At 38.4% G+C, this 16,770-nt stretch carries 16 protein-coding genes and 2 riboswitches; of the genes, 11 read left to right on the forward strand and 5 right to left on the reverse strand.

What is annotated here, in order from left to right:
* The first annotated feature begins 274 nt into the window (after positions 1–274).
* A complete protein-coding gene (locus G3O09_RS14230; protein ID WP_163102152.1) occupies positions 275–2,458 on the forward strand; it encodes a PAS domain-containing sensor histidine kinase in 2,184 nt (727 codons plus the stop codon).
* Positions 2,455–2,952 (forward strand): methylated-DNA--[protein]-cysteine S-methyltransferase, encoded by a 498-nt coding sequence (locus G3O09_RS14235; RefSeq protein WP_163102153.1) that lies wholly within the window; start codon positions 2,455–2,457, stop codon positions 2,950–2,952. The genes G3O09_RS14230 and G3O09_RS14235 overlap by 4 nt, the downstream gene beginning before the upstream one ends.
* Positions 2,953–3,319: 367 nt before the next feature.
* Here the strand turns inward: G3O09_RS14235 and G3O09_RS14240 are convergent, their stop codons facing one another.
* Positions 3,320–3,730, reverse strand: a complete 411-nt coding sequence (locus G3O09_RS14240) for a hypothetical protein (protein WP_163102154.1) — start codon at positions 3,728–3,730, stop codon at positions 3,320–3,322.
* 97 nt (positions 3,731–3,827) lie between these two features.
* Positions 3,828–3,986: riboswitch (SAM riboswitch) on the reverse strand.
* Positions 3,987–4,042: 56 nt separating this feature from the next.
* Positions 4,043–4,801, reverse strand: coding sequence for a carbon-nitrogen family hydrolase (locus G3O09_RS14245; RefSeq protein ID WP_163102181.1), 759 nt, complete (start codon positions 4,799–4,801; stop codon positions 4,043–4,045).
* A gap of 127 nt (positions 4,802–4,928) precedes the next feature.
* Between G3O09_RS14245 and G3O09_RS14250 the strand changes: the two genes are divergently transcribed.
* From G3O09_RS14250 to G3O09_RS14270, 5 genes are all read left to right on the forward strand, one after another.
* The gene (locus tag G3O09_RS14250) at positions 4,929–6,101 is read left to right on the forward strand and encodes a pyridoxal phosphate-dependent aminotransferase (protein WP_163102155.1); all 1,173 of its coding nucleotides are present in this window, start codon (positions 4,929–4,931) and stop codon (positions 6,099–6,101) included.
* A 96-nt stretch (positions 6,102–6,197) separates the two neighbouring features.
* Positions 6,198–6,350, forward strand: a riboswitch (SAM riboswitch).
* A gap of 70 nt (positions 6,351–6,420) precedes the next feature.
* A complete protein-coding gene (mtnW, locus tag G3O09_RS14255) occupies positions 6,421–7,650 on the forward strand; it encodes a 2,3-diketo-5-methylthiopentyl-1-phosphate enolase (RefSeq protein WP_163102156.1) in 1,230 nt (409 codons plus the stop codon).
* The gene (locus G3O09_RS14260) at positions 7,647–8,306 is read left to right on the forward strand and encodes a 2-hydroxy-3-keto-5-methylthiopentenyl-1-phosphate phosphatase (protein WP_163102157.1); all 660 of its coding nucleotides are present in this window, start codon (positions 7,647–7,649) and stop codon (positions 8,304–8,306) included. Before mtnW ends, G3O09_RS14260 begins: the two co-directional genes overlap by 4 nt.
* Positions 8,303–8,956 (forward strand): methylthioribulose 1-phosphate dehydratase, encoded by a 654-nt coding sequence (locus G3O09_RS14265; protein WP_163102158.1) that lies wholly within the window; start codon positions 8,303–8,305, stop codon positions 8,954–8,956. The genes G3O09_RS14260 and G3O09_RS14265 overlap by 4 nt, the downstream gene beginning before the upstream one ends.
* A 25-nt stretch (positions 8,957–8,981) precedes the next feature.
* On the forward strand, positions 8,982–9,515 hold the full coding sequence (locus tag G3O09_RS14270; protein WP_163102159.1) for a cupin domain-containing protein: 534 nt from the start codon (positions 8,982–8,984) through the stop codon (positions 9,513–9,515).
* 54 nt (positions 9,516–9,569) lie between these two features.
* On the opposite strand, the gene G3O09_RS14275 is transcribed toward G3O09_RS14270, so the two are convergent.
* Positions 9,570–10,466 carry a DMT family transporter gene (locus tag G3O09_RS14275; RefSeq protein WP_275898317.1) on the reverse strand — a complete coding sequence of 299 codons (897 nt, stop codon included), beginning with the start codon at positions 10,464–10,466 and terminating at the stop codon, positions 9,570–9,572.
* 211 nt (positions 10,467–10,677) lie between these two features.
* Positions 10,678–11,118 (reverse strand): YkvA family protein, encoded by a 441-nt coding sequence (locus tag G3O09_RS14280; protein WP_163102160.1) that lies wholly within the window; start codon positions 11,116–11,118, stop codon positions 10,678–10,680.
* A gap of 146 nt (positions 11,119–11,264) precedes the next feature.
* Here G3O09_RS14280 and recQ point away from each other — a divergent pair, with 146 nt between their 5' ends.
* The 3 genes from recQ (at position 11,265) to G3O09_RS14295 (ending at position 14,658) form a co-directional block, all read left to right on the forward strand.
* Positions 11,265–13,403, forward strand: a complete 2,139-nt coding sequence (recQ, locus tag G3O09_RS14285; protein ID WP_163102161.1) for a DNA helicase RecQ — start codon at positions 11,265–11,267, stop codon at positions 13,401–13,403.
* Between the two features lie 394 nt (positions 13,404–13,797).
* The gene (locus G3O09_RS14290) at positions 13,798–14,052 is read left to right on the forward strand and encodes an aspartyl-phosphate phosphatase Spo0E family protein (RefSeq protein WP_163102162.1); all 255 of its coding nucleotides are present in this window, start codon (positions 13,798–13,800) and stop codon (positions 14,050–14,052) included.
* 48 nt (positions 14,053–14,100) lie between these two features.
* On the forward strand, positions 14,101–14,658 hold the full coding sequence (locus G3O09_RS14295) for a PilZ domain-containing protein (RefSeq protein WP_163102163.1): 558 nt from the start codon (positions 14,101–14,103) through the stop codon (positions 14,656–14,658).
* Between the two features lie 156 nt (positions 14,659–14,814).
* Here the strand turns inward: G3O09_RS14295 and G3O09_RS14300 are convergent, their stop codons facing one another.
* Positions 14,815–15,543 (reverse strand): ZIP family metal transporter, encoded by a 729-nt coding sequence (locus tag G3O09_RS14300; RefSeq protein WP_163102164.1) that lies wholly within the window; start codon positions 15,541–15,543, stop codon positions 14,815–14,817.
* A gap of 395 nt (positions 15,544–15,938) precedes the next feature.
* Here G3O09_RS14300 and G3O09_RS14305 point away from each other — a divergent pair, with 395 nt between their 5' ends.
* Positions 15,939–16,748, forward strand: coding sequence for an electron transfer flavoprotein subunit beta/FixA family protein (locus G3O09_RS14305; RefSeq protein WP_163102165.1), 810 nt, complete (start codon positions 15,939–15,941; stop codon positions 16,746–16,748).
* The last annotated feature ends 22 nt before the right edge of the window (positions 16,749–16,770 follow it).

The following is a 16,770-nucleotide window of genomic DNA, read 5'->3' on the forward strand; positions in this document are numbered from 1 at the left end:
ACATAACTCAAAATTAATATTCAAGAATAGAATTCTTGTGCATTTCTCTTTACCCCGAATTCACATTATAAAACGAAATATTGATCAATTTCTCTAAAACCTCCAATTTTTAAGAGGAATGAAACGATTGTAATAGATTTGTTAATTAATAGTAGATTGTTAATATTAAGATAATAAAGTGAAACTTATGTAGGATTTTTGTGTTGGAATATAGGATTTTTTGTTGGTTATGTAGAATAAAAGTGGGAGGTAGTAATCGGAGGTGGGCTAGACGATGTTTACGGACCAGACAAAGGATCATCAACGTGTATTGGATACTAATATTTCAAAACTACAGAGTGAATTGCTTTTATATAGAAAAATCCTCGACACATCCATGGAAGCCATTATCCTGGTGGATAAGCAAAAAAAAATACTTAGTGCCAACACAGTGGCATGTAATTTGTTGCGGGTTACAGCAAATGAAGTCGAAGGGTTATCATTTCTCGAGTTCTTGTCGATGGTTCCAAATCAAATCTTGGCTTATCAAGATGAACAGTTAGCGGTTCATCTTGAATTTCAAGATGAATGGCTTATTTGTTTAAATGACGGGACGGTTAAGCATGTAGAATATCATGCATTTCTTGAACAAGAAAATGTACTTTACAAGCTAAAAGATATCACTATTCAAAAGCAGGCTGAACGTGAACGTGACATTTCTTTTCATTTGTTTAAAGATGTCTTCCATCAAGCGGTTGATGGAATTGTCATTTACAATCAAAAAGGAGTGATCATTGACGCCAATCCTTCCTTTTTGAAGCTTGTAAATCGTGAAAGAGAAAACGTAGTAGATGAAACCATTCACAATTTCATTGCGGAACATTCTAAGAGGGAATGGAACGAAAAATGGAAGGAGCTCCTTTCAAAGGGAACATCTCAGGGCGAGGTGACTTTAAAAGTAAGTGACCAATATAGATATGTGGAATTTACAACAAGTTCGAATGTATATAACGGACATTTTATGTCAATTTTTCGAGATGTGACTGAAAGGAAATTAATGGAGCAACAACTGAATAAAAGCGAAGAGTTATTTTCAGTTCTTTTTGAACAGGCGATTGATGGAATTGTCCTTACGGATGGAGCAGGAAATATTATAAAAGCTAATAATTCAGCTTGTAAAATATTTGAATCTGCCCTAGAGAAATTAATTGGAACGAATGTCCAGGATTATATCATGAACCCGGATCGACGCTTCCAAAGATTGCTTCAATCATTTAGGGAGACAGGGGCAATCCGTGATGAGCTTTTCTATTTAATGCCCAATGGACAAAAGAAGCTTCTCGAATTCACTTCTAAAATGCTTCAAGAAGGCCATATTACTCTAACGATTTACCGTAATGTAAGTGAACGGTGGGATATGGAGATGAAGTTAAGGAAGAGTGAAAATAAGTTCCGTAAAATTTTCGAAGGTTCAATGGACGGGTTGATCCTATGGAATGAGAAGGGTCTAGCTAATATTAACGAAGCTGGCTCAGCCATTTTTGAAATGTCCAAAGAAACGCTTTTAAGCAAACCAATGGATGAGTTAATTAATTTCATACCTGAAAACAAGGAAGAAATTCAAAAAGTCATTAAAAGAGTACAAAAACAAAATAAGCTAAACACTACAGCTGTTTTACATTTCAAAGACGGTCGGAAGAAGTATATTGAGTATTCTACGAAGTTAAACTTAATATCTGGGATGCACTTAACTGCCTTCAAGGATGTAACCGAAAAATTAGAAATGCAAGAACAGCTAAGAAAATCAGATACTCTAAATGTCGTAGGTGAGCTGGCAGCAGGTATTGCACACGAAATCCGAAATCCAATGACTGCACTAAAAGGGTTCATCCAACTGCTTCAGGGAAGTGTAAAAGAAGACTTCACTACGTATTTTAGTGTCATCAATTCAGAGTTGAATAGGATTGAATCGATCATTACTGAATTTTTAATCCTTGCTAAACCTCAGGCAATCCAATATTTACAAAAAGATATAAATTTGATAATCCAAGAGACTGTTGAGTTACTAAGGGCTCAGGCTTTATTGCAAAATGTCGTACTGAAACCTGTTATTAAGAAACCGATATTTTTGTATTGTGAGGGGAATCAATTAAAGCAAGTCTTGATCAATATCATAAAAAATGCTTTGGAGGCCATGCCAATCGGTGGGAATATAGCCATTGAATCGACGCTTTGGAAAGAGGAATTCGTAAAGATTTCTATTCAGGATGAGGGCTGTGGGATTTCAGAGGAGAAAATAAAAAAACTAGGTGAACCTTTTTATACAACAAAAGATCGAGGCACTGGACTTGGTTTAATGGTAAGTTATAAAATCATTGAAGAACATCATGGTTGGATCGAGGTTGAAAGTGAGATCAATCAAGGCACAACTTTCCATATTCACTTGCCTTTGAATCTACTCCAGGAGGAAGAAGGATGACAACCAAGATATTCTATGATACTTTCTACCACCCTATAATCGGTGACCTATGGTTGATTGCCGATGAAAAGGAATTATTGAGGATCGTTTTCGAAAAAGAAGAGATGGAAAAAGTATTTGGGTTTAAGCTAACGGAATGGAAAGAACATCCGATTTTTATCCAATTAACAAAAGAATTAACAGCCTATTTACAAGGGAAGAACATTCAGTTTTCTGTCCCTTTTTCTGTAAAAGGAACGGATTTTCAAAAGGATGTTTGGAATGTGATGAGTACGATTCCTTTCGGAGAGACGAAATCGTATAAAGAGGTTGCGGATATCATCAATCGCCCACTTGCGGTCCGTGCAGTAGGACAAGCATGCAAGGGAAATCGCTTTCCATTTATCATCCCTTGCCACCGAATCATAGGTAAATCCGGTGCACTTACAGGATATGCGGGGGATAAAACCAGCATTAAAGAAAAGCTTCTGAAGTTGGAAGGACTACTTAATTAAGAAATTAATTTTGATCATGTAGAGAAAAATAGTAAACGAGTATAAATCCGCAAGGGTTTTATACTCGTTTTTTAATAGAAGGGTTTTTTATTTAATGCAAAAAAGTTAATAACTAGGTTGATTGGAGTGGAAGGTGCGAGACGCCTCGAAAATGCATTCGCATTTCCTTCGTGAGGTATTAATTCGAGGATGCATTTTCAATGTCCTGCGGGAGCAGCGGGACAAGTGAGACCCCACAGGCGTAAAACGCCAAGGATGCTCACCGCCAGCCCCACGGAAAGCGAGCATCCTCTCGCTGAAATCAACATTGTAAAATATCAACAAAGTTTACTAAAACAGCCTTTTATTACATCTTGTAGATTCAGTATTAATTAACAGAATTCATCCCAGAGGACTCCCATTCAATCTGGATTTTAATCGCTTCATGAAACAGGTTAGTACGCGCTTCATTGGCAGATTTGCACTTGCTGATGCATAGTGACATACGTTTTAATACCTGTTGAATGAGAGGGGAATTTGAACTGGATCCATTAAAAAAATGGCATGTGTTTAATACTTGGTCTTTTACTTCCTCCAAAGATGGTTTCTCATATTGGTAGACAAATAACACGATGCCATATGCTGTCAAAATTGCCGCTTTGCCTTGCTTTTGCTCCTGATAATGGTAGACGTACTCTCCAACATCTGCTAAAGAATACAATTGAATGGCCTCTATAGAATCTGCCATCATGCTTATATGGTTATCCTTCCATTCAATCAGACTGTCTGCTACATTCATTTTACGACCTCCTTCATTGGTAATGAAGGGCGAAGAATTTTTTCGGGAATAAAAAACCTCCTTCCATAGGAAAGAGGTTTGAAGTCTATCTTCGCACCTCTCATCTTCCGAATTAATCCATTCGGTGGAATTAGCACCGTGCCTTAATAGGATCTAGAATCCTGGCGCATTACATAGCGCCCCATTTCACAATGGAATTACGGTCGGTTGCTGGGCTTCATAGGGCCATTCTCCCTCAGCCTGCTCTTGATAAGAGTGTAATGATTCAATTTTTTACTTGAATTGAATATTACCAAGTAGTGGTATGAACTGTCAATAATAAAATTCAGTTTTTCGATCTTGGAAAACAGGAATTTGTTTGCGAATAGCGGAAGTCTCCCCGATGGATATATCGACTAGAAGCAATTCTTCTTCCTCACCTGCTTCAGCAATCACATTCCCCCAAGGGTCAATAACCATGGAATGACCTGCGAAAACATTGTTTGGATCTTGACCTGAACGATTGCAAGCAATAACGAATGCCTGATTTTCAATTGCACGGCTGATCAGCAATGCCCTCCAATGAGCTAAACGAGGCAATGGCCATTCTGCACTTACAAATAAAACCTCCGCGCCATTTGCGGTATGCTTACGGATCCATTCAGGAAAGCGGATATCGTAACAGATAAAAGCAGCACATGAAATATCATGTAGCGGGAAATGACCATCTGTTTTTCCAGGCTTAAGAAATTTATGTTCATCCATCAACTGGAACAAATGAAGTTTATCGTACTGCTTGATGACATTTCCGTTAAAATCAATAGCTAAAAAAGTGTTGTACACTCCATCCTTCTTTTGGTTGGCTACAGAACCCCCGAGGATCGTGACTCTATGCTCTCTTGCACAATCAGCGAGGAACTCTATAGAATTTTGAGCATCTCGATCTGCGATATCGTCAAGGCGGGTAAGGTCATATCCAGTCGTCCATAACTCTGGGAGTAAGATGATTTCCGCTCCAAAATTAGCAGCTTGATCGATCTGTTCTTTTGCCACCGAGAAATTTTTTTGAACATCCCCGAATGCAATATCCATCTGTATACACGCTATTTTCCACTTTGTCACGTAAACGCACCACCTATATTTTTATCTTTACATTTTGTCTATAACAATATAATAATTGTGACTAGAATTTCAAGAAATTTCAGAGAAGGTGTAATTCATGGTGCAATTTGAACAATCCGAACTATTAAAAAGCTTACCTAAACAGTTTTTTGCTTCCCTAGTACAAAAAGTGGGGAAAATGACATCTCAGGGTCATGACGTGATTAACCTCGGTCAAGGAAACCCAGACCAACCAACGCCAAAACATATTGTACAAAAGCTACAAGAAGCTGCAGAGAATCCTATAAATCATAAATATTCCCCTTTCCGTGGGTATCAGTATTTTAAACAAGCTGCAGCGGAATTTTATAAACGAGAATATGGTGTCGAGATCAATCCGGAAGAAGAAGTGGCTGTCCTTTTTGGAGGGAAAGCGGGCTTGGTGGAGCTTCCACAATGCTTATTGAATCCTGATGATATTGCCTTAGTCCCGGACCCAGGATACCCAGATTATTGGTCAGGGATGGCACTGGCAAAAGCGGAAATGGCCTATATGCCCTTGCTTGAAGAGAACGATTTCCTCCCAGATTACGCAATGATACCAGCGGATACCTTAGAACGTGCTAAGCTCATGTTCTTGAATTATCCAAACAATCCAACAGGAGCGACTGCCTCGAAGGAGTTTTTTGAAGAAACGATTTCCTTGGCAAAGGAAAATAATATTTGTGTCGTCCATGACTTTGCGTATGGCGCGATCGGTTTTGATGGAAAAAAACCTATTAGCTTCCTGCAGTGTGAGGGGGCGAAGGATATTGGAATAGAAATATATACCCTCTCAAAAACATATAATATGGCAGGCTGGAGAGTGGGCTTTGCTGTAGGGAACAAGAGTGTCATCTCAGCTTTGGAACTGATGCAGGATCATTTGTATGTAAGCTTGTTCCCGGCAGTTCAAGAGGCTGCAACAGAAGCTTTGTTAGTGTCCCAAAAGTGTGTGGATGATTTGGTTCAAACTTATGAGTCACGTCGTAAGGTGCTCATTGACGGTTTGAAAGAAATCGGTTGGGAGGTCAAAGCACCAGACGGTTCTTTTTTTGCTTGGCTAAAAATCCCGAGTGGATTTACTTCTGAAGCCTTTTCCGATTACCTTTTAGAACATGCCCGTGTGGTGGTAGCTCCAGGCGTCGGATTTGGAAAGAACGGCGAAGGATATGTGCGTGTCGGATTATTAAGTGATGAGGCTAGATTGAAAGAAGCAGTCGAACGAATTAATAAATTGCAATTATTTTAATAATATGTATTGACATATAGATTAATTGCTGTAATAATTCAAATTACTTTGAAAAACTGATTTTCGCAAATTTTGAAAAAATTATATATTATCATTTTCTTATCAAGAGTAGGTGGAGGGAATTAGCCCGATGAAGCCCGGCAACCGACTATAATACCATTGCGAAATGGGGCGCGAATATGCGCCGGATGTTAAACATCCACAAGGCACGGTGCTAAATCTAACAGCGTTTTTGCTGATAGATGAGAAGATGGCTTATTACCTAGGCCACTTCTCTTTGAAGAGGCCTTTTTATTTTGTTTTTGGAGGTTATACTAGCATGAGTGAAATCAGAGCGACTTATTTAATACATGATGCCGCACATAATCCTGAGAAAAAAGCAGAGGAGATTGCACTAGGGTTAACAGTCGGAACTTGGACGAATCTTCCTGAACTTGAACAAGAGCAGTTAAAGAAGCATAAAGGACGTGTCCTTTCAGTTGAGCATTTAGAGCAAGATGAAAAAATCAATCATTTCTTTGGAAAGTCCCTCACTAGGGCAAAAATCGAAATCGCATATCCCGCGGCTAATTTTTCAGCCGATTTACCAGCCATATTAACAACCGTATTCGGAAAACTTTCCCTAGATGGGGAAATCAAATTATTGGATTTAGATTTTGTTGGGGACTTAGCTTCTCATTTTCCAGGACCAAGATATGGGATTGAAGGAATTCGTAATCTTTTAGGCGTTCATCATCGACCGCTCGTCATGAGTATCTTTAAAGGAGTCTTAGGTAAGGATCTCGACTTTCTTTCGGAACAATTAAAACAACAAGCATTAGGCGGAGTCGATATAGTCAAGGATGACGAAATCTTATTCGAACAGGATTTAACCCCTTTTGAACAACGGATTTTAAAAGGAAAAGAAGTATTAACGGAAGTCTATCAAGAAACTGGACATCGCACCTTGTATGCAGTGAACTTGTCTGGAAAGACGTTTGACTTAGTGGATAAAGCAAGAAAGGCCGAGGAATTAGGAGCAGATACATTATTGTTCAACGTGTTCTCCTACGGATTGGATGTCCTTCAGGCAATACGAGAATCAGGAGTCCAATTGCCAATCATGGCTCATCCTTCCTTCAGTGGTGCGATTTCATCTTCAAAAACTTACGGAGTCTCTTTTGGTTTGTTGTTAGGTAAATTAGTTAGAGCTGCCGGTGCAGACTTCTCCTTGTTCCCGTCACCATACGGAAGTGTAGCAATCCCTAAAGGAGATGCATGGAGCATTGCTAAAAGTTTAACTGATCACTCGGTTGATTGGAAATCCGCATTTCCAGTTCCATCAGCAGGTATACATCCTGGCTTGGTTGCTCAGCTCATTGAAGATTTTGGCCTTGATTGTGTCATCAATGCCGGAGGAGGAGTCCATGGTCATCCAGATGGAGCCATTGGCGGAGGCCGCGCTTTCAGGCAAGCAGTTGATGCAAAATTGAAAGGAGAAGGACTAGAAGGGAAACAAGAATTGGAAAAAGCGTTGCAATTGTGGGGAGGGGCAGTATTAAACAAATGAGACCAGTCATTTTTTGCGACTTCGATGGCACCATCACGAATAGTGACAACATCGTAGCAATCATGAAACAATTTTCAAATGATTCGACTGCTCCCATTAAGGATGCTGTCTTAAATAAGGATATATCCATCCGTGAAGGTGTCGGCAGGATGTTCGCCCACTTAGAAAGCGGTTTACGGGAACAAATCATTGAGTTTGTCTTAGAAAAAGCAGTAATTCGAACAGGATTTGCCGATTTCGTGGATTATACCAAACAAGAAAGAATTCCTTTTTATGTTGTAAGTGGAGGAATTGACTTTTTCGTAAAACCCATGATTGATGGAATCGTAGATCCTGAACTCCTATTTTGTAACAGTGCAGACTTTAGTAGGGACCACATTGAAATCTTGTGGCCCCACAGTTGTGATCGTCATTGCTCAAACGACTGCGGCTGTTGTAAGCCAAGTGTGATTCGAAAACTTGCGCATGAAGGAGATTTCAAAATCGTCATCGGGGATTCCATAACAGATGTAGAAGCAGCGAAAATGGCCGATTTGGTGCTAGCTAGAGATTATTTGATAGACATTTGTGATAAGGAAGGCATCCAATACCGCCCATTTGAAAACTTCGATGATTGTATAAACATCATTAAAAAGGAATTGGAGGTGATAGTATGACAAACTATCAAAATCAATGGGATGAGTTAGCTGATATTAAGGATGAACTATCAGGTAGAGATTGGTTTTTTGGTACGAGCGGAAACCTTTCTATCAGGGTTGGAGATCATCCAATTTCTTTTCTAGTGACGGCAAGCGGAAAGGATAAGCGTAAAAGGACAAATGAGGATTTTTTACTTGTGGACGGTTCAGGCATTCCATTGGAAGAAACTCCTTTGAAGCCATCCGCAGAAACTTTGTTGCACTCAAGCTTATACTCTAAAACAAACGCAGGATGTTGCCTTCATGTCCATACAGTTGAAAATAATGTCATTTCTGAAGTGTTTGGCGATCAAGGTAAGATTGTTTTTAAACAGCAAGAATTAATAAAAGCCTTCGGAAAATGGGAAGAGGATGCGACACTTGAGATACCCATCATCCATAATTATGCACATATCCCAACATTGGCTGAAGAATTTACAAAGCATGTCCAAGGCGATCAAGGTGCTGTCCTCATTCGAAATCATGGCATCACTGCTTGGGGACGCAATGGTTTTGAAGCTAAAAAGGTTTTGGAAGCTTGTGAGTTTTTATTCCGCTATGAATTGGTTCTGTATCAAACAAGGGCATTATTGAATTCAAATAATAGTAGTTATCGCGTAAGTGTATAAAGGTAACTTTTAGGAGGAAAAAAGGATGGCATATTTAACTTTTCATAATCAAACAAAGGAAATTAGAGATCAACAAGAGGTACTAGACTTTTTAGATGGTGTAGGAGTTATTTACGAGCAATGGGATATTACTAAACTGCCAGAGAGATTACAAGATAAATTTAATTTAAGCGATGAAGAGAAAAATGAGATTTTGGACGTGTTTAAAGAAGAAATTGCAGATTTATCCGCTAGACGTGGCTATCATGCCCAAGATATTGTGTCCTTATCTGATTTGACACCAAATCTTGACCAACTATTAGAGAATTTCAAGCGCGAGCATCATCACACGGATGATGAAGTTCGATTCATCGTTAGCGGTCACGGGATTTTCGCAATCGAAGGAGAAATTGGAGATTGGTTCGACGTCCACCTGACACCTGGTGATTTAATTTCAGTACCAGTTAATGTTCGCCATTACTTTGAATTGGAAGCTGACCGTAAAGTAGTAGCTGTCCGTATTTTCGTGACGACAGAAGGTTGGGTTCCAATTTACGAAAAAGAAGAAATTGAAGCTTAATTATATAATGAAAAAGAGGATGGCCAAATGGTCATCCTTTTTCTATCATACATATTATGAAGCCTTATTAGTCATTTGTTTAGTGAATGAAAACGCGGGCTTTGTGGTAAAGAAATAAACCCCCACAATTACAATCAACGCCCCGAAAATTTGGCCAATCCCCATCGTCTCCCCAAGTAGAAAATAAGCTAAAATTGCTGTGAATATTGGATTGAAATTTAAGAACATCCCTGATTTTGTACTTCCGACTTTTTGAACGCCAATGTTCCAGAAAACCATCCCTAACACAGTAGCGCCAATTCCCGTATAAAGGGATGCAATCCAAAATGAAGGACCTATATCCGTAAATTGCATACCATCCAATAGGAATGGAAGGACTAATATATTCCCAAAGATACCTGCCCAAAAAGTAGTCACTAAAGGAGACAGTTCTGCCATTACTTTTTTTCCTAGAACAGAATACAATCCCCAGCTCACAACAGCTAATAACATGTATATATCACCGATATTTCCTTCAAGTGACACCAACTTTTCAAGATCTCCATGTGTTAATACAACAAGGATGCCAAAGAATGAAACTATCATCGCTGTAACTTGTCTTGGTGATAATCGATCCCTCATGATAAAAAAGCTGAAAATCGCAATCGATATAGGGTTTAAAGTAGAAATGAGACCCACGTTATCCGCAGAAGTATACTGCAAGGCAAGAAACATGAAGAAATTGAACAAAGCGATTCCTGTAGCTCCCATTCCCACTAAGAGCCAAAAATGTTTCCTCTGGAATCTAATCGTTTTTTCTTTCCATAATAAAAAGGGTAACAGTACGATTACCGCAATCCCCCAACGAATGATAATCAATGTGACATGGTCCGTATGTCCAACCAGAAACTTCCCAGCCACAAAATTTCCTGCCCATAGCATGCTTGTTAATAATAGAAGTAAGTAGTACAAACCATCACCGCATCTCCATAGAAGTTAACCTTAACTATACTCCGATTATTTATTTTTGCAATCGAAATAATTGCTAAAGAAAACATGGGGATGGGATTGTGATAAAGAGTAGATTCGTTAGAAAACTTGGCTAGCGCCGGGCTTTAAACTAGGTCCATTACTGTCGCAACATATTAATAGTGTAATAAAAAAATACAGCCAACCGGCCGTATTAATTTTCAACTGTCTCGCTAAAAATGGGAGCATTGATTGTATTGCTGGTCTTACTTTTCCACTCCGAAAATTTAACAAGATCTTTATCCACTTGTTTAACAATGAAAGCGATCACAGCAGCATCATCCAATAATCCTAGTCCCATTAAAAAATCTGGGACAATATCAATAGGAGATACAAAGTACACGAGTCCAGCAAACATCATCACTAATGTCCGATACGGAATCTCTTTATATTCACCCTTTGTCCAAGATTTCAGCAGTTGGAAAAGGAGTTGAAGCTTTGACCAAAATCCCTTTAAGGAAAGCTGATTTTTTTCTGCCTTGTTCGCTGCTTTTGTTAACAACCCCTGTGCTTCATCTTTATTATTACTATATTTTTCTGCCTCGTTTTTGAACATGGAGAAGGCTAGCTTTGTGAAAAAAAGCCGATTTAACATTTCCATCACCTCTGGCCTTTCGATTTTCCTGTAGTTTACCCTAAACTTACCCATTCAAACTATTGAAAATTGGATTTTCATGATTTGAATTCAAACTATGAACATGTCATGATAAGAAAATATAGATAAAGAACGGAGGAGAAATTGTGTTACAAGTGGCAGAAGAGTACTTAAAGAAGTATTTTGGATATTCAAAGTTTCGTAAGGGTCAGAAAGAGGCCATTCTAAATGTTCTGGAGAAAAAGCAGTCTTCAGCATGCATCATGCCGACCGGTGGAGGCAAATCTATCTGTTATCAAATTCCCGCCCTTATGCTAGAAGGGACGACACTTGTTATTTCACCATTGATCTCATTGATGAAGGATCAAGTGGATGCATTGAATATGAACGGAATTCCCGCTTCGTATATTAATAGTTCTTTATCCAACCACGACATCCGTGAAAGGCTTGAAGAGGCGAAGCAAGGAAGATATAAGCTGTTATATATTGCTCCAGAGAGACTACAATCCTATGAATTTATGAGTGAGATAAAGAACCTGGAAATACCACTTGTCGCAGTAGATGAAGCACACTGTATTTCTCAATGGGGTCATGATTTCCGGCCAAGCTACATGCATATCAATGAGATGATCCAGAAATTACAGGGAACTCCCATTGTCCTCGCTTTAACTGCGACAGCAACACCTGTCGTGAAGGATGATATTTGTCGCCTGCTACAGATTGATGATGGGAATGTAGTTCTAACAGGTTTTGGAAGAGAGAATCTATCTTTTCACCTTGTAAAAGGGGAAGACAAGATGACCTATGTCGAAAATTACGTTGGAAAAAATAAAACAGAGTCTGGTATCATCTATGCTTCCACTCGAAAAGAAGTGGATCGTATATCCGGGCACTTTCGTAAAAAAGGGTTAAAGATCGGCAGATACCATGCTGGGATGAGTGATGAGGATAGAGGCAATGAACAAGAGGCTTTCCTCCAGGATCGATTAGATATCATTGTCGCTACTTCTGCGTTTGGGATGGGGATTAACAAAACCAACATTCGATTTGTAATCCACTATCAAATGCCAAAGGATATGGAAAGTTATTATCAGGAAGCAGGTAGAGCGGGTCGTGATGGTGAACCGAGCGAATGCATTCTTCTTTATTCAGCCCAGGATGTACAAATTCAGCGTTTTTTAATCGAGCAAAATACATTCGACCGTGAACGTCAAGTTCAACAGATGGAGAAGCTTAGGCAGATGATGGATTACTGTCACACTGAAAATTGTCTTCAATCTTATATCCTTCGTTATTTTGGAGAAGCCAATCCGATTGATTGTGGTAGGTGTAGCAACTGTACAGATACTCGTGAACTAGTAGACGTTACAAGAGAAGCACAAATTGTCCTATCTTGTTTGATCCGTATGGGAGAAAAATTTGGCAAGACTATGGTCGCCCAAGTTTTGACAGCTTCAAAAAATAAAAAACTATTGGACAATAACCTTCATTCTTTATCTACCTATGGAATGTTGAAGGACAAGTCCATTCAGGAAGTAAATGAATTCATAGAGTTTTTAACTTCCGAATTATATATAGGAGTAACAACGGGACAATTCCCTACTTTATATGTAACCGAAATAGGAAAAGAAGTTTTGTTAAGTAGAAAGAACGTACTTCGCAAAACAAGAATGCATACAAGACAAGTCGTTCAGGATGATGAACTATTTAATCACTTGAGAGAGATTAGAAGGTCCATTGCTTCTAATGAAAATGTCCCACCGTTCGTAATCTTCTCTGATGTTTCACTTCGAGACATGTGCAATAAGCTTCCTTATACCTTGGATGAATTTATAAAGGTAAAGGGTGTAGGCGAACAGAAAATGCAAAAATACGGCGAAACCTTCATTTCTAAAATTCGAGATTTTTGTGAAAAGAACCCTGATAGGAAACGTCAAAACATTGAAGAAGAGGAACCTATTAAAGCGAAAACCAAGGCTCCTAAAGATTCACATTTAGAAACCTATAAAATGTTCCAATCAGGAATGGAAACGACTGAAATTGCTACAATCCGTAACATCACAGAAGACACCGTTGGTAGCCATCTGCTCCGCTGTGTTGAAGAAGGTTATGAACTCGATTGGGAACGTCTCGTTTCAAATGAAACAGAAGAAATCATTAGAGAAACTGTCCAAAAAGTGGGTAAGGATAAGTTGAAACCTATTAAGGAAGAAGTCCCAAAGGAAATATCGTACAGTACCATAAAAATCGTGTTAGGGAAATGGCGATTAGAAACAAGTAGTTAAACCTTGTTCCACATGGAGACTCGGAACTGAAAATGTATGATCAATTAAATGTGTAACTGGTGTTAAAGGATATTTAGACTAATTAAAATTTGTTTACGGAAGAAGAAGTGCTGTGGAACTTTTCCACGGTGCTTTTTTAATTAAGTTTAATAGACAAAATCGACATGGCAAACTAAGTGACCAAAAATAGGGTATTATTACAAAAAATTCCAAAATAAATTTTTCTTTTCGAAAGAATTTTGTCGAATAACCATATAAATACAGACGTGTTTTAGGGGTTTTTAGTTCTTTTTGTCTACTTTTGCGATTCTATTTACATCATGTTATAAATTTGTGATAATCCTTAAGTAACTATAGAAAGTACAGTTTAATTGAGAGGAAGTAGTGCAAAATCATGAGCGATAAATCCATTGATATGATGGAAATGGAGATTCAAAAGTTGAGACAACGAATGATAACACATGCGAATGAATTTGGGTACACTGACGAGAAAACAATAACTTTCAGCCAAGAATTGGACAAGCTCCTTAATGAATATCAGGTACGATCTGAGGAAAAAAAGGAAGAGCGAGAAATAAGGATTGGCCTCAAAAAAATGACTATTATCCTAAAAAAATCTTTTTTTAGGTTAGAGGTTCAATCTATGTAAGTGTCTTTGATATAATAATATCCAGATATGGAAAAGGCAGGTACCAATATGGATGAAATATGGGTTATATCAAATGAAGAAATCATACCTGCAGCTCTTTTCTTTATTGAAGGAGAGCTAATGAATGTAATCATTAAACAACCTGAATTATTTGAGCCAGGTGAAATCATTACCTTCTTGATTGATCGAAAACGAATCCATGCAAAATTAATCAAAAAACAAGGCTATAATTTATATTTATACATTTCTTTATCTGAAGCAATGCTTGATATTCAAAGGCGAAAAGCGGTAAGAAGTCAAATCAAAGTGAGTGGGACATTGACCGACTACTTACACTCTTGGGAAGTTGAAGTCCTTGATATCAGTATGAAAGGTTTGGCCTTTACAACAAAAGCTGAACTTCAAGATGGAAGTTATACGATAGCCTTTACAATAGAAAATCAACCAGTGACAATGATGGTTACCATTAGAAACCTTACATTCATGCAAAATTCGAATCGATATGGGTGTACAATTGAAGGAATGAAGCAGCAGAACCAATTTGCAATAAGAAGGTATATTTTAATGGATCAACTACAAAGGTTGGATACTGCCGTAAGACAATAATATCCGTTGCAAACGATTGTACATATCTTTGATGAATAAAAGGACTGAGCTAAATGTCATAAATTATGACATTTAGCTCAGTCCCTTTCTTTGCTTTCTGATAAGTCGATACGTGCCAGCAGGATATCTGCTATTTATTAAGGTGTGTCAAAAATTTTATATTCCCAATAAAAGAATCATAAACAATAACCCTATGATGAAGGAGTAAGTAGAGGATCGTTCGTTTCCGTCTCCATGGCTTTCTGGAATCAATTCCTTGTAAATGATAAAAAGCATAGCACCTGCCGCAAAAGCAAGACCATAAGGTACAAGGTTTTGGACAAAGGATGTTAATGAATATCCCAATAAGGAAGTTACAATCTCAATGGCACCAGTCAAAGTGGAAATAACAAATGCTTTGAATTTATTTATTTTTTGATTGACTAAGAAAAGTGCAACTAACAAACCTTCAGGAGCATTTTGCAATCCGATGGCAAATGCAATCAAGTTCCCTGTGTCTCCTGAGGCTGAAGCATAGCTTACACCAACTGACAATCCCTCAGGAATGTTGTGAAGTGTAATGGCAGAGATGATGAGCAGCGCTTTTGCATCAAACTCAATTCCTTGCCTAGAATGTTCCAAATCAATGTGAGGAATGTTTTTTTCCAAAACCGTCAAGGTCAATACACCGAGAAAGACCCCGACACAAAGGGGAACAAAGCCGCCAAGGGCAAGCGCCTCTGGAATGAGTCCCATCAAAGATGCTGCCATCATGATTCCTGCTGTAAATGCAAGTATCGTATCTCTCCATCTATGCGTAATCGTCCCAGAGATAAATAATATGACGGCTGCCCCTAACCCAGTAGACATGGCAGACAGGATACTGCCTACTAGTACATCTCTCATAATCTTCTCCTTAACCTACTTAATGATTTTGATAAAAACTGTTTTCCATCTATCTTAAAAAATCATCGAATACTACTGAATATTGATTAGAGTATAATGAAGATTTTTCCTATCTTAAAGTATTTTTTCTCCTATCCTCAAGTTCTATGAATTGTAATCATTCATATCTTCACATTTCCATGTCCATGTATAACCCATATGAGCTCATCCTTTAGCCCATTAATGTGACTTGTTCCTTGAATAATTTCAAAAACATAGAAGAAATAAGTCATGCGTCTAAATTAGTTTGGATTGGAATATAAGTTAATGATAGTACATAAAATTCAAGCTAACATAATTCCTCCCTATTAATTGGTCGATAGCAACTTAATTTCCGTTAGGAGTGAGAATTTTACATGCATATAGTGGTTTGTGTGAAACAAGTTCCCGATACGAAAATCATTAAAATCAATCCGAAAACGAACACGTTGGACCGGAGAAGTGCACCAGCTATATTGAACCCATATGATGGCCATGCGGTCCAGGAGGCTGTGAAGCTAAAAGCCATTCATGGTGGTGAGGTTTCTGTCGTTTCTATGGGCCCGCCACAGGCAGTAGATATTATTAAGAAAAGTGTCGAGATTGGTGCGGATCAAGGATACCTCATCACGGATCGAGCCTTTGCTGGAGCCGATACACTCGCTACTAGCTATGCCTTGTCAAAAGCTCTTGAAAGAATAGCTAAGGAGAAGCCCATCGATTTAATCATTTGTGGAAAACATGCTATTGATGGTGACACAGGACAAGTGGGACCAGGTATTGCAAGAAGGTTAGATATCCCTCCAGTGACCAATGTCATTGAGGTTTGTGAGATGAATAAAGATGAAAAAACCGTCGTTATTAAAAGAAAAATATCTAATGGTTATGAGCTGATTCAATCCCAAACACCTTGTCTATTAACAGTAGAAAAAGAGATTAATGAAATTGAATATTCACCTATGCCCAATATGATAAAAGCTGCACGCTACCAACCAGTCATATGGAGTGTAAATGACTTAGAAAACGTGGACAAACTGCAACTCGGGTTAAAAGGTTCTCCAACCATAGTAGGAAAAATGTTTTCTCCTCCAAAACTTGAGGGAGGAAAGCGAATTGAAGGAAATGCAACCAGTCAAGTGAAAAAGCTAGTGACCTTGTTATTGGAGAAGAAGGAGCTCTTTAAGTAAAGTGATAGATTCGGAGGTTGAA

Source organism: Peribacillus alkalitolerans (assembly GCF_010882125.1).
GTDB classification, from domain to species: domain Bacteria; phylum Bacillota; class Bacilli; order Bacillales; family DSM-1321; genus Bacillus_BN; species Bacillus_BN alkalitolerans.